The sequence below is a fragment of the Pseudoalteromonas sp. SG41-5 genome (genome assembly GCF_014164495.1).
Lineage (GTDB): Bacteria > Pseudomonadota > Gammaproteobacteria > Enterobacterales > Alteromonadaceae > Pseudoalteromonas > Pseudoalteromonas rhizosphaerae.
In genome coordinates this window covers 1-18,836 of the sequence record NZ_JACJFH010000060.1, presented here as the reverse complement: position 1 = coordinate 18,836, position 18,836 = coordinate 1, and the positions used below count along the sequence as shown (strand labels likewise).

Sequence of the window (18,836 nt, the reverse complement as noted above, 5' to 3'; positions counted from 1 at the left end):
GATACAAAAATAATAGCTGAGTAAAAATAATAATGAAAAAATTAAAAGCTGTTTTATAGCAACAACTTAAAATAATTAAATAGTTTAGCGCAGAGTTGGCGTTAGCTTTGCACTCCTTTACTCAATATTATTTGTAAGGAGATGAAAATGACTAACACAGTAACGACAATTAATCCTGCCACTGAACAAACTATTGCAGACTATACATTGCTTAACCTAGAGCAAGCAAAAAATGAGATAGATAAAAGTCATGAGGCTTTCTTAGAGTGGCGCCATATTTCATTGACCGATCGTGCTAAGTATTTAAACAAACTTGCACATGTATTCGAGCAACAAAAAGAGTCACTAGCAACATTGATGACTCAAGAAATGGGCAAATTATACAATCAAGGTCTACAAGAAGTAGAGCTTTGTGCAGCTATATGTCGTTACAGCGCCGAACATGGCCAAACGATATTAGCGGATGAAGAACGCCCTATGGAAAACGGTCGCGCTATAATTACATATCAACCGACAGGTGTGTTACTAGGCATACAACCTTGGAACTTTCCTCTCTACCAAGTAATTCGTTATGCCGTGACTAACATTATGGCTGGTAATACGGCAGTACTTAAACATGCTAGTAACGTGTTTGGTATGGCTGAAAAAATTGAAGAAATGTTCTCCGATGCAGGTTTCCCTAGTCATGTATTTAAAAATTTACTGATTGACGGTAAAACAGCCAGCGAGCTTATTAGCCATAAAGCAATCCGTGGTGTTACCTTTACTGGCAGTGATGGCACTGGTAAAAAAGTGGCTGAGCAAGCAGGTAAACACGTGAAGAAGACTGTCCTAGAGCTTGGTAGTAACGACGCTTACTTAGTACTTGATGATGCAGATTTAGAGCTGGCAATTAAAACCTGCCTGCAAGGACGGATGATCAATAATGGTCAGACTTGTGTATCTGCAAAACGTTTTGTGGTTGTTGAAGCCTTATACGATGAGTTTAAAAAAGGCATAACAGAGCAATTTAACGCCTTAATAGTTGGCGATCCTATGGATGAAAACACCGATCTTGGCCCAATGGCACGCGAGGATTTAAGAGACAAAATTCATAAACAAGTAATGCAATCAGTTGAGGCTGGTGCGTCTATTGTGACTGGTGGCGAAATACCTAAGCAAACGGGTTATTTCTATCCAGCCACATTACTTGAGAATCTCTCTCCCGGCATGCCGGCCTATGACGATGAATTATTTGGCCCGGTCGCTTCACTCATCAAAGCAAAAGATAACGAAGATGCGATGCGCATTGCCAACGACTCTCGCTATGGTCTAGGTGGCGGCATACTTTGTAAAGATGAAAAGAAAGCCATTGAGCTTGCTAAAAAGCATTTTGATACCGGTATGGTTAACATAAATGGTTATGGGCTGGCCCAGCCAAACTTACCATTTGGTGGTGTTAAAGACAGTGGTTATGGTCGTGAGCACGGCGGTTTTGGTATGAGAGAGTTTGTTAATATTAAAGCGATTATGATTAATAACTAACTACTCCTAATAAAAAATACTCTAAAGGGCCTTAATTGGCCCTTTTTTTATGACTAAATAAGTTAAGTGTACAATAACTGTTATTCGCTATATTTTACTTACTTCATCATTAAAGGTAGGCACTTCTCGGCTAGAAGTATTCTCCATTTGCAATTCATTAACCGCCTTTTGAATGTCCATGTCGTCATCTAGTTGCTGGTTACTATTACCAGGTTTGTGCACTAACTCAGTTAAAAGAGCAAAATGGTCCGAGCCATATTTTTCTAGCCGTTTTATACGTTTAACAGTAAAGCCATGGCTATGGAATAAGTGGTCAAGCGGCCAGCGCATAAAGAAATACCCAGCATGAAAGGTATTAAAAAAACCTCGGCCTTTGCGTGGATCTAAAAAGTCACTGATTTCCATAAATAAACGGGTACTTCTTGACCAAGCAACGTCATTTAAATCGCCGGCAACAATTGTTGGACGTTTGTTGTTCTTTAAAGCCTTAGCAAGCAAAATAAGTTCGGTATCTCGTGGCCTAGAGGTATCTTCTTCAGTAGGACTTGGAGGAGCAGGATGAATAAAATGACCTTGTACTTCAAGACCTTCTGCAGTCTCAAATAGAACGTGAATTGAGGGAATATCGTTTTCTACAAGCTCACATACTTGTTGTTTTTTTATCTTATATTTACTGTATAAATGCATGCCGTAGCGATTATCTTTCGGGCAAAATATTTTGTATGGATAATCTTCTTCAATGGCTGCAAGTTGCTGTTGCCATTTAGTATCTGACTCAAGCGTAATAAGTAAATCTGGCTGGTGTTCATGGACTAAATCTATTAAGTCTTGGTAGCGAGTGTTCGACATCAACACATTAGCCGACATAATACGAATACTATGCCCACTGCCTGCGGGACTTTGCGCCACTTCTTTTTTAGCAAGCCAAGTATAAGGATATATCCATTTACCTTGAATAAGCAAAATTACAGTTGCCATGATTAGCGACGATACAACCAAAGGCGATAGTCCACTTAATGCAAAATAAACACCTAAAAGCAACCCAGCCAATGCAAGATAAAAAACCTGTAAACGAACAAAGTCGCAACTACGAATTAAATAATGCTGGCTGAAAGACATAGGTAAAAGTGTCACAACTAATAACACACTTAATATACTTACCAGCACAATTAGCATTCAATAACCCTTTATTAATAACGACTTAAAATTGACAAAATTTCGCGAGTATCATGCACCATATGAATGATGGTATCGTCTATTTCAATCGTAATACGACCATCACGGTCTATCGGTTTTACTACTCGACCATGGCGATGGATATCGTAATCTAATCTGTCACCTTTGTGGTACTTTTTTGCCAACCAGGAGGCAATTGACCACCATTATCAACTTTTTTTTGTAATCCTGGCGGTAAACTCCCTTTACCTTTATTTTTGTCTTTGTCATGGTTATCATTTTTTGCAAAAGCTGCGCCGCTGCAAAGTACTAAGCCAAGCAAAGCAGTAGATAGAAGTGCTTTCATATTTCACTCCCTATTTAGTTCATTTAAAGAATAGCAATAATTCATGAACTCGTTATGAAGTAAATTAAATAACCGACATCAAGTTGTGACTTGGTAAAAATTTAGTGACGAGTAACAATAGAGAGAATCTCTCGAGTGTCATGCACTAAATGAATTAGCTGATCATCAACTTCCAGTAAAATTATCCCCTTTCGGTCATGACGCTCAACAACTCGACCACGGCGGTAAATATCTCTATCAAGGCGATCGCCACGATGATATTTTTTATACCAACCCGGCGGTAAGCCATGCCCGTAGCCTACTTTCTTGTATAAACCCGGCGGCAACTTTTTATAATCTGCTGACTTATGGTGTTTTTTATAATATTTTTTATGGTACTTTTTACTGTGCTTTTTATGCTCATGATGATGCTCATGGCGATGTTCATAACGATCATGTTCGCGCTCGTGCTTAGCATTTGCTGCAAACGGTAATAGGCTCAAACCAAGTACAGCCAAAGACAGGGGGATTAATTTATTCATAGCTACTTCCTAGCATAATCTGTGTGAATAACTAAAGCCTAACAAGTCAGCCTGAATGAAAGATGAAATGAATTGTAAACTTTGTAAAGATAGTGAGTGCTTACAGTTTTGTGTTTTAACAAACAATTAGTTAGCTATATTAAAGAAAATAAAATGCTGTAAAACAATAAATAATAAAAACTGGCTGACAGCTCACAACATATTCGTATATTATTAACTCACTGACCTTACTGGAGTTTGCGCATTAATGAATAACTAACACCTGTTGAAATTCGTTTTATTTTTTGAATTTACAGGGTTAGTGGGCGCAAAATTCGTCATATATCTTGCTATCGACTTAACGATACCTAGTTAATTTTAATTGCTTTGCGCGCCATGCCCTGAACACTCCAGAGGCATTATGCATACATTACACATCCACAATTTAAGCTATCAACACCCAGATGGCCAAACTCAATTTAAACAACTTAGTTTTTCAATAAATGAAAAGCTCACCGCGATCATTGGTGCTAATGGCAGCGGTAAATCAATATTGTTGAGTATATTGGCAAACCAACAACAACCTAGTTCGGGACATGTTGAATTTAGTGGTACTCGCGTGCTTATTTCACAGCAACAATTAAGTGAGCAGCACCTTCAAACATCGTCATCCACGATTGCACAACTATTAGGAGTTGATAAAAAGTTAGCCGCCCTTAATCGTATTGAACAAGGAAGCTGCCATGAGGCTGACTTTAACCTAATCGATGATGATTGGTTATGCGAGCAATATTACAAACAACAACTTTTAGCCCTTGCTATTGATACCTCATTAAACCAGCCAATTAAGCATTTAAGCGGCGGTCAACAGCGGCGTTTGATGCTATTTTGCGCGTTGCAAACAAAGCCTGATTTACTGATTTTAGATGAGCCAAGTAACCATTTAGACCAATCAGCAAAGCAATGGCTAATTGACCAATTACATGCGTTTAAAGGGCAAGTAATTGTAGTAAGTCATGACCGCCAATTACTTAATCAATGCGATGCTATTATTGAGCTTAGCAGTCAAGGTGTTCATTATGAAACGGGGAATTATGAGCATTTCAATGAGCAAAAAACACGACAACAAACTTCGCTTACAAAGCAAATTAATAACCTTGACAAGGAGCGACAAAAACACCTTCAGCAAACCCAGCTTAATCGTGAAAAAGCCCAACAAAGAGCAGCACAAGGTAATAAAAAACGTAACACCACCAGCCAACCAAAAGTGATGTTAGACTTTAAGAAAAACAGTGCCCAAGCAAGTAAAGGCGCTTCTGAACGGCTAGCCTCTGTCAAACGCGAAGCCCTAACCGAAAAACGCCAAACACTTCAACAGCAGTTACCAAATAGTAAAGCTATAACAGTAAAGTTTACGCAACCGACTAGCAATAAACGCCTACTATTTATTGAAAAACTTACTTTGCCATTTTCAAGCGCTAATAAAGCAATCACCCTGCAAATTTTTAGTGGTGATAAGTTACACCTAAAAGGATCCAATGGCAGCGGTAAGTCAACATTACTCCGGATGATTAATGACTCGGCAAATTCACCAGTATCAACAGCGCTTCAATTAAATAGTAAAGTGCTTTATATAGATCAACACAGCTCTTTTTTAGGAGCAACAGACACTTTATGCAATGCATTAGAAAAACACTGTCAGCTAAAACAACAAACAGTACGCCATTTGCTTGCGAATATTGGCTTTAAGGGAGAGAATATTTATCGGCCAATTAGCCAATTAAGCGGCGGCGAGAAAATGCAATTAGCCATGCTTATAGCGGCGCAAAATGCGCAGCACTCTTTATTGTTACTCGATGAACCCGATAACCACTTGGACTTGGCTAACAAGCAACATCTTGCGCAAAATCTGGCTGATTTTACTGGCAGCTTTATATTGGTGAGCCACGATGAGGAGTTTATTAAGCAATCTAATGTACTAACTAACATTATCTTAAAATAGCACAGCGAGAACTTTTTCATCGTTTCAGGTTCAAACTCATCGGATCACTTAATTATAAAAAGGAATAATATGAAAACTCTACAATTGGTTTTGGTGATTGTAATTACTTCGTTAGCTGGCTGCAGTAGTATGCTCAGCCAAAATACGAATCAAAAAACTCGCTCAAGTAGTCTCGTGGATTTTCTATACCCTGATGAACAAAGCCGTCAGGCTCATCAACCAAGCATACCAACGCTTAACTTACCCGCAACTGTAGGTATCGCATTTATTCCTAACCAATATGACTCTGGCATTCGCAGTAACGACGAAATTGCCTTGCTTGAGAAAGTAAAAAAACAGTTTATGCAATATGACTACATTGACCGTATTGAAGTTATTCCTAGTAGTTATTTGAAAGGAGGTCAAGGATTTACCACTCTTGAGCAAGTATCTAGATTATATGACGTTGATATTATTGCGCTGGTATCATATGACCAAGTATCACAAACTCTCGAAAATAATGCTGCATTCTTATATTTAACAATTGTGGGGTTATACGTTATTCCTGGCAACGAAAACACCGTACAAACTTTTGTTGATACAGCTGTTTTCGATGTGAAAAGTAGAAAAATGCTGTTTCGAGCTCCGGGAGTTAACAAAGTAGAGCAACGCAGTACAGCCGTCGGTATTGATGAAACCTTAAACGAGCAGTCGCAAGGTAGTTTTAACTTAGCTGTTGATGACATGATCACAAACTTAGATGCTGAACTTGGTTCATTTAAAACCCGTGTCAAAGAAGACAAAATAGCCAATGTTAATTATAAAGACGGCAGCAGTGGTGGCAGTTTATATTTCTTATTAATGTTACTCACTGCTATGTTAATTTTAAAACAACACGAGCAAATAACTAAACAGCTCTACATTAAACTAACAAGCTTTTATCGCTAAAGCTTTAGAATTCCTAAAAAAGGTTATATCCTGCCCTTTTGAAATATTTTAGATAAAGGGCTTTCATGCTTTCTCGATTATTATGTCTGGCGCTGATCACACCTACAGCCTTTAATTCTTTCGCCGCGCAAAACGACATTGAACGCATTACCACTACAGCATCTCGTGCTGAGGTACGCGCCGATCCTCTACCTTTAGTAATAAGCAGTATCACTAAAGCGCAGTTAGATTTAATCGCACCGACCCATATCGAGCAAGTATTAAAGCAAGTTGCAGGTGCCAATGTACAACATGGTAACGGTCAAGAATATTTGCCCGCACTGCGCTCTCCGGTGCTTTCTGGCGCTGGCGCCTGTGGCGGTATTTTAACAGCCGAAGATGGCATCCCCCTGCGTGCGGCAGGCTTTTGCAATATTAACGAATTGTTTGAAGCGCACACCGAAATGGCGCAACGTATTGAAGTTTTAAAAGGCCCAGGCTCTGCCCTTTACGGCTCAAATGCTGTGCATGGCGTAATTAATGTGATCACCCCTGATACCACTTATGATGAACATTTGCTCGGCGTTGATTTAGGCTCTTACGGTTACAACCGGTTCAAACTGCGCAGCGGAAAAGATTTAGGCAATCAAGGATTTGGTATTAATGCCAGTATCACTCGCGATACCGGATACCGTGATGACGAAAGCGTAGACCAAGAAAAGCTCAATCTGCGCCATCGCTATACAAGTGATGATCTATCCGTCACTACAGGATTGAGCTATACCCACTTAGATCAAAAAACTGCCGGATTTATTGAAGGCTTTGAAAGCTATAAAAACGATGAAATAGCCCAGCAAAACTTTGATCCTGATGCATTTAGAAAAGCCCGCTCATTTCGGCTTTGGTCAAAAACACAATGGCAAACAGCAAAAGATACGCTAACCATTACCCCGTATGTGCGCAATCAAAGTATGACCTTCTTTAAGCATTTTTTACCGGGCACACCGCTTGAAGAAAACAGCCAAAATGGCGTTGGCGTGCAATCACTTTGGCAGCATGCGTATTCAAACGAATTAACTGTTAATTTAGGGCTAGACAGCGAATACACCCGTGCAGATTTTTTGCAATATCAAGACGAGCCAACTCAAGGTTCAGCATTTTTAGTAGCAACTGTGCCACAAGGTAAGCATTACGATTACGATGTAACCAGCACCCTACTCGCCCCTTTTATTAGCCTTGATTGGCAATGGCAGCAACTCGCTATCAGTTTAGGCGCACGCTTTGAGCAGCTTGATTACGACTACACCAATAATATGCTGGCTGGTCGCACTGACGAGAATGGCAGCGAATGTGGATTTGGCGGTTGTCGTTACTCGCGCCCGCCAAGTAGTAAGAATACCTTTACAAATACATCGCCTAAACTTGGCTTGAGTTATCAATTAAGTGCTGATAATTATTTATATGCAAACCTATCTCGCGGTTACCGTGCGCCGCAAGCGGCTGAACTTTATCAGCTACAGCGCGAACAACAAGTGGCTGATCTCGAATCTGAAACAGCAGACAATCTAGAAGTGGGCCTCAAAGGGCAATATCAACAACTGCATTATGTATTCTCAGCGTATGCGATGAATAAACAAAACGTGATTTTTCGCGACAGCGACTTTTTTACCATTAATGATGGGCAAACTCAGCACCGTGGTATTGAACTGGAGCTGGATTATCAACTTACTCAGTCGATTCAACTTGCCCTAGCAGCAAGCCATGCAATACACACATACGACTATGACCAAGTTTTATCTGAAGTAAACATTAACGGTAACGACATAGACACAGCACCGCGTAATATCGCCAACCTACAAGCTAACTGGCAAGTCACCAATAACACCTTAATTGCTATTGAGTGGCATCATGTCAGTGACTATTTCACCGATCCTGAAAACCAACACAGTTACGCAGGCCATGACTTACTAAATTTACGCGCAGCATGGCAACTGACTGAACAATTGAAACTAACCGCGCGCATTAACAATCTATTTGATACCGCCTATGCAGAGCGTGCCGATTACACCAGCTTTACTGGCGACCGTTATTTTCCTGGGCGACCACGTAATATAATGTTCTCAGCAAGTTACGCTTGGTAAATATTGAATTAAGTGATTTCTGCTATTACTCAAACTTTTTATTTTTATCATGTCGATATGATTTTGAGTTGTAAGTTGCAGTCATCACTTTATCAACTCCAGCTAAAATCGACTCTTTTAAACCACTTAAGAGCAAGACTTCTTGTGACCTTGAAACATACTCTATAACCCCTTGAGCTAACGATTCAACAATCTCTTGCGCATTCCTAATTACGATATGACCTTGATTAGCCAGCTTAATTAAGTGATCACAGTCTGGAAACTCTTTGCTCTTACAAATATTAAGTGCCATTTTATTATTGATGGTTGGATAAATTAATGTATGAGTAATATCAAAAGGTGGAGAAACAAAAATATTGCTCATATCTGGCGTGTACTGCAGCGCAAAATTTTTAAGATGGGCGTCACCGTTACCAATTAAACAACTGAAAACGATGTACTTATACATTTTTTCAACTTCGAGCATATTATTCGTGTACAAATAGGTTGCTTTCAGTAGGGTTTCGTAACTTCCCCGATATTTTTCATCGGGATCTGAAGAGCGCTTCATCAAAGTTGTAAAGTCTTCATAACCTAGCAACTGAGTGCCACTTTCACCACGATCAAAGCGTTCAATCACAAATGTTTCAAGGTTATCAGATAAATACGTATTTGGCGGTGCTAGACCGCAATATTTAGCTGCTTGCATGCACACATATTCATTAACAGTAAGCAGCTCAAACTCTTCATCAAATGATTTTACGATCAGATCTTTTTGATGAACTGTTCGCTCAACACTTGTAATACTTACTTTGGGTTGCATTCCTGACAAGGTATTCCTGAGATAGTATTTTTCTAATAACTGCGGAAATAAAGGCTGTGCATGCGAATACGTAAGAATATCGTTAAGTGACACGCTATCAACTCGCGGTAATTTAAAGTCACCTTGGTAAGATAACATGCCAATACCATCACTTCCTTGCAAAGCTAATAAGTACATGTCGTTAACTTTGGCGTAACGAGCAAGCCTTTGTGCAATGTATCTACGGTTATGCCCTTCAGGCAAATTTTGCGCAAAAATAGGATGCAATGCACCAGATCGATAACTATCATCCATGCCTTTTTCAGTCATAGTTAATGATAGATTAAACTCATTTTGCGTTTGCTTATAATCGTGTATTGCATCATGAGTTAGCACACCCAGCTCTTTGTCATCTATACACACTGTCAACTTTTGTACTTTTTCAGGTAGGTTAAAAGCCGTCACTAGCTATCCTCACTAAAAAGATCGTTTAATTCATCCCAACGAGGTAACCGTGATTTAGACAAAGTTCTTGGTACTACAGCTAGCTCATAATCTAAATAATGGGTATAACGCTCAAGGATATCCAATGATCCTGTAAATTTACCGTTTTCAATTTCAGATAGTGTGCTTTTATTAATGTTCGTCAATTTTTGCACTTCTCGTTGTGTTAGTTGTTTTTCTTTTCGCGCCTGAGCAAGCGCTTTTCCTATTTCTATTCTATTCATCGCAGCCACCAAAAACTCGCCATATAGCGAACATGGTAGTATAAAACAAAAAATATAGCTATATAGCGAACATAACTAGATTACTTTTTACTGTAATAGCTGTTTATACTGCTCAGTTAAGTGCACCTTGAGTTCTGGGTGCGCTACTAATAACTCAGCAAGCTGAGCTTTAGCGGCGGTTGTTTCACCATCAGCAATAAGTGTATCTATACGCTTAAATTTATTCGCAACGTCTTCGGTGATCACTTCAAGCTCTAATAATACTTCACTTTTAGCGGTCATGCTTTGCGGCTCAAATTGCCGTCCTGCCATGTAAGACTGTGTACTGCGTTGAAGCCTTTGAGTTTGCTTTAATTGCTCTAGCTGCTTTTGTTCTAGCACTTCGCTTTGCATCATTTCAGGCGAGGCTGCAGGTGCTAAAGCAGTCTGTTCATCGGCTAAAATTTGTAGATCATTCATTGCCTCTGACGGCTTAAGATACTGAGTAGTATTTTGCATATATAAAACCGCGACTAACACCAGTGATGCCGCAGTAGATAATTGCCCATACCACGTTTGGTAAAAGCGTTTGCGCTTATTAATATTGGTTACGTTATTATCTGCAACCTCATCAGCTGCGCGTTTTAATATTTGCTCATCAAGTTGTAAGCTTGGTTGCTCCGTTGCACCACGTTTATAAAGTGAAGCAATATCATGATCGGTTAACTTATCGCTCATTGTTAGTCTCCATTTTATACTTGATACATTGCTTTAGCTTGGCTAGCGCGTAACGGATGCGGCTTTTGATATTTTCAGTTGTTTCTACCGCTAGTTCGGCAATTTCTTTGAGGGTAAAATCAGCTTCGTGTTTAAGTAAAAACGCCTCTTTTTGCTCACGTGGCAATTGTGCTAGGCACACTTTTAACTGCGCTGCTTGCTGAGCCTGCTCGAGCTTTTCAGCATCTGGTCGACTGTTATGATCAGCAAATTCGGCAATTTCAATGTCTTGATTATCACCGTCTAGCCATTTGTTTTGCGTACCAGTGCGGCGGTAATGATCAATCAATTCATTGTGCGCAATACGATACAACCAAGTGGTAAACTTAGCGCTCACTTGATACTGTGAGCGCGCTTTTATCAGCTTATTCCAGACTTCTTGATAAAGCTCTTCAGCCACTTGCGGGTTTGCGCACTGGCGTAAAAAATAACGATATAAGCTATTTTTATGGCGTAGGTACAGCTGGGTAAAAGCCTGTACATCACCTTGTCCATAACTCGACATTAATTGCTCATCAGCTAGTTCTGTCATAACATCCTTTACTTAAATCATACCAATCGTGTTAAGTTATTAGTCATTTATAGCGACATATAAATAGAGTGATAACAAGGCATAAACTTTGACATATAGTTGTTCTATTTGAGAAATTTATAACACAGTTAGCGCTTTATTTAGCGCGCTAGAATGACTAAATATTTAAGTTGATTGGTATCACAGTGCCGCAGCATTATTAACGAGTTGCACAAACTCACTACGATAGCCAAATGTGTCTATGCCTTTGTTAGCGGTTGCCAATTTAGCGCAATCTTCATACTGCCAGTCTCCGATATATTTTGCACCTTTTAATAACTGCGCAAAACCAGCCACTGCGGCGGCAAATTTAAAGTCTTGGCTGGCTTGCGATAAAGGCAGCTCACCTTTAGGTGTTGCAACAGCTTGAGTGATCAACTTACTTTGCTCAGCGTCAGGCTGTTTATAACGCACTTTTACAAAGGCGAGTTCATTGCTGGTAGCCAGTTTTTTGTCTTCTTTAGATTGGTAACGCAGCTCATCAATTTGTTTATGATCTGAGTTGGCTAAGGTTATTTCATACAGCGCAGTCACGCTATGCCCTACCCCTAACTCTGCGGCATCGACCTTATCGTTATTAAAATCTTCATTAGCGAGTACGCGATTTTGATAACCAATTAAACGATATTCAGCCACCTGCTGTGGATTGAATTCCACTTGAATTTTTACGTCTTTGGCAATAATTTGCATGGTACTACTGAGTTCATCGACCAGTACTTTGCGTGCTTCGTTTATGTTATCTATGTAAGCATGCTGGCCGTTACCTATATTCGCCAGTTGCTCCATTAGGCCATCATTATAATTACCTTGGCCAAATCCCAAAGTAGTTAAGGCAATCCCCGTCTTGCGCTTAGATGCCACCAGCTCTGTGAGTTTATCGATTGATTGGGTGCCCACATTAAAGTCGCCATCAGTGGCTAGAATCACCCGATTAATACCTCCTTTTTTAAAATTTTCGGCCGCAATTTGATAAGCCAGTTCAATACCTTGCTCGCCATTAGTTGAGCCGCCTGCTGCCAGTTTATCTAACGCGGCGCTGATAGTTTGTTGATCATTGCCTTTCGTTGCTGGCAAAACCACGCCTGCGGCACCGGCATACACGACAATGGCAACTGAATCATTTTCATCTAATTGTTTAGTTAACATGGTTAAACTGGTTTTTAATAAGGGTAACTTATTTGGTGCATTCATAGAGCCAGATACATCCAGTAAAAACACTAAATTCGCTGCCTTTAAATCGGCTTTTTCAATCTCAAAACCTTTAATGCCAATTTTTAACAGTTGCCGATGCTCATTCCAAGGAGCTGTTGCCATCTCGGTATGAACATTAAAAGGTGTAGCTATGCTATTGGGTGCACTGTAATCGTAGTCAAAATAATTAATAAAAGCTTCTTCACGCACTGCGTCATTAGGTGGTAATTTCCCCATATTGAGCATACGCCGAGTATTGCTGTAACTGCCCGTATCAACATCAATTGAAAAGGTTGAAACCGGTTCAGTACCAACTTGTTTTACTGGGTTTTGCTGGGATTTCAAATAGTTTTCACGTTCTTGTTCTGACACTACGACTACATCATCAATTGGAGTCCGTGGCATCGGCTGTAGCTGTAATTCAGAGCGCGGCATAGCAACGCTTTCATGCATCATTCCTTGTGGCATTGCCGTATATCTTACGGCATGTTGCATCTGTATTTTTTGAGCTTGCAGCTCCAATTGCTGCTCATCGGTTTGATTAATTGGCGCCGCGTTGTTTACTTGGCTTTGTTGTTTATCAACCTCATGTGGCGCACTTTGCTCACAGCCAGTTAAGCTAACTATCACCGCAAGGCTCAACATAGTTAAACGTAAATTAACCTGCTGGGCATTAGTAATCTTGTTATTCATAAAGTCACCTTGTTATCTATTAAATTCGTAATTAGTAAGGTTATTAACGGATGACTATAAAAAGTGGGGTTAATTATTTTTAAAATACCCTGCTGAACAAGGAATTGTTAAGAATAAGTTATTCAAATTTAAAGAGTAATCAGCTGGCAATTTAATATCAACGTCAGTTGCGTTGGGGTATAATTACGCTACCTGCCATCTACTTGGTGACTTTAGTTTTGTATTCAACTCCAATTAAACGGACTTTATTTTCCACTGCGATTTTAATTTTAGGCATTATTTTTATTGCCGCTAACTTACGCGCCCCCGTTACAGGGCTTGCTCCTGTGCTTGAGCAAATAATTTTGACCTTTAACTTAAGCCCTTCGCAAGCCGGTATGCTCACAACACTGCCGTTAATTGCCTTTGCTTTAGCCAGCCCGATGGCGGCAAGTCTTGCTAAAAAACAAGGCTTAGAAATATCACTGTTTATTGCGCTTATTCTGATTGGTTTGGGCTTGGCTTCGCGGCTAATTGACTCTATGCCAATGCTTTACTTAGGTACAGCAGTCATTGGCATCGGTATCGCAATTGGTAACGTACTGTTACCGAGCTTAATTAAACGCGACTTCCCGCATAAAGTGGCAGTGATGACCTCTACTTACGTACTAGCAATGGGAATTTTTGGTGGTAGTTATGCCGCGCTTATTATTCCGCTGGCTGAATATAAAAGTATCGGCTGGCAATTAGCCCTTGCTTGTTATGGCTTACTTACCCTAGTGAGTATTGTTATTTGGCTACCACAGTTAAAACTTCATACTAAGCCAACAAAAGATCTACTGGCGAGTGTCAACACCAACAAAGTATGGCACGAGGCGCTTGCGTGGCAGATTACCTTACTGCTGGGATTAAATTCATTTTTTACCTATATTATGATTAGTTGGTTGCCGAGCATTTTGCTTGAAGGTGGCCATACAGCTCAGCATGCGGGTGCGCTACAAGGTGCCTTTCAAGTAGCGTCTGCAGTGCCTGGCATTATCTTAATACCACTGCTGGCAAAGCTTAAAGATCAACGTATTTTAACCAGCTTGTTAGCACTAATAGCCGCAACATGCTCACTTGGGCTGCTCTATTTACCTGAGTTTGCCTCTTTGTGGGCAGTCACCTTAGGATTTTGCTCAGGCGCCTGCTTTATTTTAGGTTTATCGTTTATTAGCTTACGTACTCATGACACCCGTCAGGCTACATCACTTTCAGGCATGGCACAGTGCTTGGGCTATTTACTTGCCGCCTCTGGGCCGATTATCGCAGGCTCATTACATAGCTACTTTGGCAATTGGACAACCACCTTATGGTTATGTGCTTTTGCGAGTGCATTGTGCGCCGTATTTGGTTATTTAGGTGGACGTAATATCACCATGAGAAGTGACAGCAATACCTAACTACATGCCTAAATAAATGCATTGCTTAAACGCAATGCATTTATATCTTTAAGAGGAGGACGACCAAAAAATCGGGTGTACTCTCGGCTAAATTGTGAGGCGCTTTCATAGCCCACTTGCAAAGCAGCCGTATTCGCATCAAGGCGCTGATTCAGCATTAATTGCCTCGCCTCTTGTAAACGTAAATTCTTGATATATTGCAAAGGGCTGAGTTTAGTCACTTCTCGAAAGTGCTGGCGAAACGTTGATTCACTCATATGCGCCTCAGCAGCTAAGTCAACTATCGAAAAATCATCTTTATAATTTTGTTTTAACCAATATAAAATTTTAGCTATTTTTTGACTAGCGGATCCTGCGGTTACTATTTGCCTTAATTGATAACTATGTGGGCTTTGTAATAACCGAAAAACAATCTCCTCTTGGATTAAAGGGGCTAGTTGCAAAAGCAGCTTAGGCTCGTTTAATAATTTAATCAGCCTATTTATAGCATCTAAAAGGCCCTCATCAGCATCGACTACCGACATAGCGCATTGACGAGCTACACAATCTTGAGATGAAAAATCCATATTAGCAACTGCTTGACCTAAAACTTTACTGTCGATACATAAGTGCAACCCTAAAAAAGGGCGTTGTATAGACGCTGAAGTAATATGGCTTACAACTGGCACATCAACAGAGGCAACTAATGTTTGTCCTTCTGCATAATCATAAATATCTTCGCCCAAGGTAACACGCTTGCCACCTTGCACAGTTATGCCTAAACCAAGCCCATAAACACATGGCATAGGCTCAGACACATTGCTGCGACGTACTAATTTAAGCGCATCTATCTGAGTGTTAAAAATACCATCGTGTGTAGCAATTGCTAACACGGATTCGGTTAAGGTCTGTTTACTAGTCATCGCGTTTTAATTTGATCTCATCATACTTTAATCAAAGCTTAGCACTAAGCACACTCATAAATATTAAAAACAATCACGATCTGTTGTTTTAGGCAAAAAACACATTGGTTTTAACAAACACATTTAGCCATTATCAGTAATAATAAATATTCGCTCAGGCATATTAATGCGCTGACAGGTTATCACTATAAAAACCCAAATAATTCACTTCTCTACGCACTATTTTAAACAGCAAATTAAGCAGCCTAAGGTAAAGCTTACCTACTGCGATATTTTTGCTTTTTAACAATTTAATTTTTAAAGAGACATTATGCTTAAAGTAAATAACCACACAAAATACCCGTTTGTTGCAGCTATTGCCGCACTTGCAGCAATGGGGGAGTTATATCGTCTAAAAAACTTGTTGAACGAAGCCTTAGATAAAGGACATACCATTGATGAGCTTAATAGTGCATTTTCTTATATGGTTACCTACATTGGTGCCCCTCGGGCGTTAAATAGCCTAAACGTGCTAAAACAAATATGTTTGCAAAGACAGCCAAATCGTACAGCATTGGTTGAGCAAGAAATTGAACACCTATCCACGACTAAAATAAACAGCGCCCAAAGCAGGCTTTCTCATCACTGTTACTTGGCAATAAAGCTGGGGGCATTGGCGGTGGACGATAATTTTCAAGCTCTGCTTCAAGCCCATTTAGTTACATGTCTTGATTCGCAATTTGAAGCAGCACACATAAATGCCGTGATCAATTCACTGGCTATTAAAGCAGATATAAACGTAGCAATGCGCGCTAATTTATCTTTTGCAAAATTGTTAGAGCGCGCATAATAGTAATATACATTACGAAATTAGACGCTTAAGGCACAGTATCAAAGCCAGTTATAGTGTTTAGCTCTTTTAACCAAGATGGGCTTGAACGACACCAAATTTGTGCTTTAGGTATAAGTTGCTCACGCTGCTCAATAGCCCCAATACGTAGGCCATAAATTTTATCGCCATCACCGACTGACGTTGCATACAAAGAGGTGCCGCAATTACCACAAAATCCCTGTGCACGCTTATTACCACTTTCGGCTGTTTTTATATATTCTTTCGGCACAGCTGCAGTAAACGTAACCGCGTTAGGATGTGATATAACCACAGTGCGAAATGGGGAACTTGCGATAATTTGGCAATCAGTACAATGACAATTTATTACTTTATTTTCATCAACTTCAGCATGGTAAGTAACTTCCCCACAATGACAACGTCCGGTAATTTGCATTTAAGATCCCTACATAGAATTTTAACTAACTAAAGTGGTATCACTTTACGCCAACTTCCCTTGTATTTTCAACAAACGTTTAGGTCATTAACGGTTTTTATACTGGGTTTTACAGTGGCTGCGCATAATAGCGGGATTGCGTAATTTTAAATGTTTTGTTGTACGGCCAGCATGGCGCTTGCGCCAGACTTTAAACGAACCCGATGAGATATTGTCGCGCATAAAACTAACTAACTGGGAATGATTTAAACCATAAAGGTTTTCAATGGCTTCAAATGGCGTGCGATCTTCCCACGCCATCTCGATAATTCTAGACACTTGGCTACTATCAAACATAACAGACTCTTCTACAAAATATCTTTATACCCGACATAGCAAGAATACGATCAATCTGTAATTTCAACTCGCCATGGTGGATTCAGCCGATTATACCCCGCCCAATAAAGTTTAATTTTATTGCCTGATGGGTCTTTTAACACCGCTTCTCGCCATAAATAACGCTGCTCGGTGATCGCTGATTCAAACTCAAAGCCCTTAGCTTTTAGTGACGCGACCCACTTTTCTAGTTCTGCGCTTTCAAAATATATAACCGCGCCATTACTAAACACATCATCAGTTAATAATAAAGAAAATGTAGCTTTATTAGAGCACTCAAAGCGTGAGTAATGATCCGTTTTTACAATTTGTGTAAAGCCCATGGCCAGGTAAAATTGATTTGCTTTTTCGATGTCACAGACGGGTAAAGTAATTTGATTAAGGTTCATAGTCGTTACCTAAATATTGAGTTAGATAACGACTTTAAAACCTTAACTTAACTTGAGGTCAATTAGTAATTGGTATCTTGATATTAAGAAGCTTGATAGCGATTTGCTTGTTTGATGCTAGCAAAATCGTTAAAGCGAACACCGTGTTTTTTCATTACCTCAAGCACTTTCTTGCTGATCATTTGGCGTAAATAAAACGGTTGATTCGGCACAAAATGGTGAATCGTATGGGTATGGCCAAAGTTAAAACAAAACAAGTTAAACGGTGCGAACAAGCGACTCGTTAAAACATGCGTTTGCTCCAGCATGTTATTAACGCCGCCATAGTAATGCATTGATGAAGTCACAAAATTTAATGAACTTGAACGCACAATATTAGGCACAATCAACACCACCATTAAAAACTCAAACACCGCCATAGTATCTAGCAACAACGCCGGCGAATTAGCCACAAGTGGGGTAAATAAATCAACTAAATGGAACACAATTACGCTGTATAAAATAGCAAAGTACGCTGTGGTAACCGGAAACCCTGCGTTAAATACCTTAAAAAAGCTAAACCCTTTGATTTCTTTACTAAAACGTTTAGCGTTAATTAACAAGCCGAGTAAGCCATCAACAATTACCAACGCCCGTAACAATGGCTTTTTAATGCCATTACCCACTAAGCGCTCTTCTAAGTCTTGCTCAGTACCCGACACTTTATGATGATGTAAATGCATTTTACGGCGATACCATGGGCTAATAGTATTTGGGCGCATTAGCCACACTGTTAGCATCATAAAGTTATGTAGAAAAGGCTGGTTACTAAAGTACTGTTTATGGATCAGGTCGTGTTCAAGCTCGTGGGAAATTGACGCTGCAATGGCTGCTAAAATAATACATAGCCACGCGGGGATAATAGCAAAGTAATAAAGTGCACCAACCCCAATTAACGCACTGAGTGATAATAATAAAATAGCCATCCCGATAGTATTTTGATGGGCTAATAACGGGTGCTTTTGACGAAGCTTAGCTTCTTCAGCTTTAATCGCCTTAACAATGGCTTGAATATTTTCCTTAGCACTTAACGTGGTCATAAATAGCAACTGATAATCAAAGTTGCGCAAATGATACCCGAATAAATAAAAAGCTGCTAGAGCAACGAGCAACGAGCAACGAGCAACGAG

20 protein-coding genes are annotated in these 18,836 nt (G+C 39.8%); 6 read left to right on the top strand and 14 right to left on the bottom strand.

The annotated features are described in order from the left end of the window. Positions 1-147: 147 nt before the first annotated feature. Entirely contained in the window at positions 148-1,524 is a 1,377-nt protein-coding gene (locus tag H5232_RS15190; protein ID WP_182718293.1) for an NAD-dependent succinate-semialdehyde dehydrogenase, read from the top strand. A gap of 87 nt (positions 1,525-1,611) precedes the next feature. On the opposite strand, the gene H5232_RS15185 is transcribed toward H5232_RS15190, so the two are convergent. The 4 genes from H5232_RS15185 to H5232_RS15175 all read right to left on the bottom strand — a co-directional run bounded on the left by H5232_RS15185 (position 1,612) and on the right by H5232_RS15175 (position 3,567). Next, complete coding sequence (locus H5232_RS15185) at positions 1,612-2,700, bottom strand: endonuclease/exonuclease/phosphatase family protein (protein ID WP_182718292.1); 1,089 nt, start codon at positions 2,698-2,700, stop codon at positions 1,612-1,614. A 14-nt stretch (positions 2,701-2,714) separates the two neighbouring features. Beyond that, entirely contained in the window at positions 2,715-2,885 is a 171-nt protein-coding gene (locus H5232_RS24645; RefSeq protein WP_310736885.1) for a hypothetical protein, read from the bottom strand. Continuing rightward, on the bottom strand, positions 2,852-3,046 hold the full coding sequence (locus H5232_RS24640; RefSeq protein ID WP_310736884.1) for a hypothetical protein: 195 nt from the start codon (positions 3,044-3,046) through the stop codon (positions 2,852-2,854). The genes H5232_RS24645 and H5232_RS24640 overlap by 34 nt, the downstream gene beginning before the upstream one ends. A gap of 101 nt (positions 3,047-3,147) precedes the next feature. Further along, positions 3,148-3,567, bottom strand: a complete 420-nt coding sequence (locus H5232_RS15175) for a hypothetical protein (protein WP_145241209.1) — start codon at positions 3,565-3,567, stop codon at positions 3,148-3,150. A gap of 400 nt (positions 3,568-3,967) precedes the next feature. Between H5232_RS15175 and H5232_RS15170 the strand changes: the two genes are divergently transcribed. The 3 genes from H5232_RS15170 to H5232_RS15160 all read left to right on the top strand — a co-directional run bounded on the left by H5232_RS15170 (position 3,968) and on the right by H5232_RS15160 (position 8,595). Then, the gene (locus H5232_RS15170; protein ID WP_182831145.1) at positions 3,968-5,548 is read left to right on the top strand and encodes an ATP-binding cassette domain-containing protein; all 1,581 of its coding nucleotides are present in this window, start codon (positions 3,968-3,970) and stop codon (positions 5,546-5,548) included. 69 nt (positions 5,549-5,617) lie between these two features. Then, the gene (gene rhlP / locus H5232_RS15165; protein ID WP_182831144.1) at positions 5,618-6,475 is read left to right on the top strand and encodes a rhombotarget lipoprotein; all 858 of its coding nucleotides are present in this window, start codon (positions 5,618-5,620) and stop codon (positions 6,473-6,475) included. A 65-nt stretch (positions 6,476-6,540) separates the two neighbouring features. After that, complete coding sequence (locus tag H5232_RS15160; protein WP_182831143.1) at positions 6,541-8,595, top strand: TonB-dependent receptor; 2,055 nt, start codon at positions 6,541-6,543, stop codon at positions 8,593-8,595. Positions 8,596-8,620: 25 nt separating this feature from the next. Here the strand turns inward: H5232_RS15160 and H5232_RS15155 are convergent, their stop codons facing one another. The 5 genes from H5232_RS15155 to H5232_RS15135 all read right to left on the bottom strand — a co-directional run bounded on the left by H5232_RS15155 (position 8,621) and on the right by H5232_RS15135 (position 13,315). Then, entirely contained in the window at positions 8,621-9,841 is a 1,221-nt protein-coding gene (locus tag H5232_RS15155; RefSeq protein ID WP_182831142.1) for a type II toxin-antitoxin system HipA family toxin, read from the bottom strand. Further along, complete coding sequence (locus H5232_RS15150) at positions 9,841-10,104, bottom strand: helix-turn-helix domain-containing protein (RefSeq protein ID WP_145241219.1); 264 nt, start codon at positions 10,102-10,104, stop codon at positions 9,841-9,843. The genes H5232_RS15155 and H5232_RS15150 overlap by 1 nt, the downstream gene beginning before the upstream one ends. An 87-nt stretch (positions 10,105-10,191) precedes the next feature. Continuing rightward, positions 10,192-10,821 carry a hypothetical protein gene (locus tag H5232_RS15145; protein ID WP_182762643.1) on the bottom strand — a complete coding sequence of 210 codons (630 nt, stop codon included), beginning with the start codon at positions 10,819-10,821 and terminating at the stop codon, positions 10,192-10,194. Continuing rightward, positions 10,811-11,392, bottom strand: a complete 582-nt coding sequence (locus H5232_RS15140) for a sigma-70 family RNA polymerase sigma factor (RefSeq protein ID WP_182831141.1) — start codon at positions 11,390-11,392, stop codon at positions 10,811-10,813. The genes H5232_RS15145 and H5232_RS15140 overlap by 11 nt, the downstream gene beginning before the upstream one ends. A 180-nt stretch (positions 11,393-11,572) precedes the next feature. Then, positions 11,573-13,315, bottom strand: coding sequence for a VWA domain-containing protein (locus tag H5232_RS15135; RefSeq protein ID WP_259400139.1), 1,743 nt, complete (start codon positions 13,313-13,315; stop codon positions 11,573-11,575). A gap of 218 nt (positions 13,316-13,533) precedes the next feature. Between H5232_RS15135 and H5232_RS15130 the strand changes: the two genes are divergently transcribed. Then, positions 13,534-14,736: an MFS transporter gene (locus H5232_RS15130; RefSeq protein ID WP_259399560.1), complete on the top strand. Its 1,203-nt coding sequence runs from the start codon at positions 13,534-13,536 to the stop codon at positions 14,734-14,736. Positions 14,737-14,744: 8 nt separating this feature from the next. Here H5232_RS15130 and H5232_RS15125 read toward each other — a convergent pair whose 3' ends face one another. After that, positions 14,745-15,638 carry an AraC family transcriptional regulator gene (locus tag H5232_RS15125; RefSeq protein ID WP_145241227.1) on the bottom strand — a complete coding sequence of 298 codons (894 nt, stop codon included), beginning with the start codon at positions 15,636-15,638 and terminating at the stop codon, positions 14,745-14,747. A gap of 310 nt (positions 15,639-15,948) precedes the next feature. On the opposite strand from H5232_RS15125, the gene H5232_RS15120 reads away from it, so the two are divergent. Beyond that, positions 15,949-16,467: a carboxymuconolactone decarboxylase family protein gene (locus H5232_RS15120; RefSeq protein ID WP_145241229.1), complete on the top strand. Its 519-nt coding sequence runs from the start codon at positions 15,949-15,951 to the stop codon at positions 16,465-16,467. A gap of 28 nt (positions 16,468-16,495) precedes the next feature. On the opposite strand, the gene H5232_RS15115 is transcribed toward H5232_RS15120, so the two are convergent. From H5232_RS15115 to H5232_RS15100, 4 genes are all read right to left on the bottom strand, one after another. After that, the gene (locus H5232_RS15115; RefSeq protein WP_145241231.1) at positions 16,496-16,903 is read right to left on the bottom strand and encodes a GFA family protein; all 408 of its coding nucleotides are present in this window, start codon (positions 16,901-16,903) and stop codon (positions 16,496-16,498) included. Positions 16,904-16,990: 87 nt separating this feature from the next. Continuing rightward, positions 16,991-17,239 carry a TIGR03643 family protein gene (locus H5232_RS15110; protein ID WP_145241233.1) on the bottom strand — a complete coding sequence of 83 codons (249 nt, stop codon included), beginning with the start codon at positions 17,237-17,239 and terminating at the stop codon, positions 16,991-16,993. A gap of 50 nt (positions 17,240-17,289) precedes the next feature. Then, complete coding sequence (locus H5232_RS15105) at positions 17,290-17,667, bottom strand: VOC family protein (RefSeq protein ID WP_182831140.1); 378 nt, start codon at positions 17,665-17,667, stop codon at positions 17,290-17,292. Positions 17,668-17,750: 83 nt separating this feature from the next. After that, entirely contained in the window at positions 17,751-18,746 is a 996-nt protein-coding gene (locus tag H5232_RS15100) for a fatty acid desaturase (protein WP_182831139.1), read from the bottom strand. Positions 18,747-18,836 lie beyond the last annotated feature (90 nt).

What these genes read in the sequence shown, in the direction of transcription:
- H5232_RS15190 (WP_182718293.1), top strand. Translation starts at nt 148, where the DNA reads ATGACTAACACAGTAACGACAATTAATCCTGCCACTGAACAAACTATT.
- H5232_RS15185 (WP_182718292.1), bottom strand. Translation starts at nt 2,700, where the DNA reads ATGCTAATTGTGCTGGTAAGTATATTAAGTGTGTTATTAGTTGTGACA.
- H5232_RS24640 (WP_310736884.1), bottom strand. Translation starts at nt 3,046, where the DNA reads ATGAAAGCACTTCTATCTACTGCTTTGCTTGGCTTAGTACTTTGCAGC.
- H5232_RS15175 (WP_145241209.1), bottom strand. Translation starts at nt 3,567, where the DNA reads ATGAATAAATTAATCCCCCTGTCTTTGGCTGTACTTGGTTTGAGCCTA.
- H5232_RS15170 (WP_182831145.1), top strand. Translation starts at nt 3,968, where the DNA reads ATGCATACATTACACATCCACAATTTAAGCTATCAACACCCAGATGGC.
- rhlP (WP_182831144.1), top strand. Translation starts at nt 5,618, where the DNA reads ATGAAAACTCTACAATTGGTTTTGGTGATTGTAATTACTTCGTTAGCT.
- H5232_RS15160 (WP_182831143.1), top strand. Translation starts at nt 6,541, where the DNA reads ATGCTTTCTCGATTATTATGTCTGGCGCTGATCACACCTACAGCCTTT.
- H5232_RS15150 (WP_145241219.1), bottom strand. Translation starts at nt 10,104, where the DNA reads ATGAATAGAATAGAAATAGGAAAAGCGCTTGCTCAGGCGCGAAAAGAA.
- H5232_RS15145 (WP_182762643.1), bottom strand. Translation starts at nt 10,821, where the DNA reads ATGAGCGATAAGTTAACCGATCATGATATTGCTTCACTTTATAAACGT.
- H5232_RS15140 (WP_182831141.1), bottom strand. Translation starts at nt 11,392, where the DNA reads ATGACAGAACTAGCTGATGAGCAATTAATGTCGAGTTATGGACAAGGT.
- H5232_RS15135 (WP_259400139.1), bottom strand. Translation starts at nt 13,315, where the DNA reads ATGAATAACAAGATTACTAATGCCCAGCAGGTTAATTTACGTTTAACT.
- H5232_RS15125 (WP_145241227.1), bottom strand. Translation starts at nt 15,638, where the DNA reads ATGACTAGTAAACAGACCTTAACCGAATCCGTGTTAGCAATTGCTACA.
- H5232_RS15120 (WP_145241229.1), top strand. Translation starts at nt 15,949, where the DNA reads ATGCTTAAAGTAAATAACCACACAAAATACCCGTTTGTTGCAGCTATT.
- H5232_RS15115 (WP_145241231.1), bottom strand. Translation starts at nt 16,903, where the DNA reads ATGCAAATTACCGGACGTTGTCATTGTGGGGAAGTTACTTACCATGCT.
- H5232_RS15110 (WP_145241233.1), bottom strand. Translation starts at nt 17,239, where the DNA reads ATGTTTGATAGTAGCCAAGTGTCTAGAATTATCGAGATGGCGTGGGAA.
- H5232_RS15105 (WP_182831140.1), bottom strand. Translation starts at nt 17,667, where the DNA reads ATGAACCTTAATCAAATTACTTTACCCGTCTGTGACATCGAAAAAGCA.
- H5232_RS15100 (WP_182831139.1), bottom strand. Translation starts at nt 18,746, where the DNA reads ATGACCACGTTAAGTGCTAAGGAAAATATTCAAGCCATTGTTAAGGCG.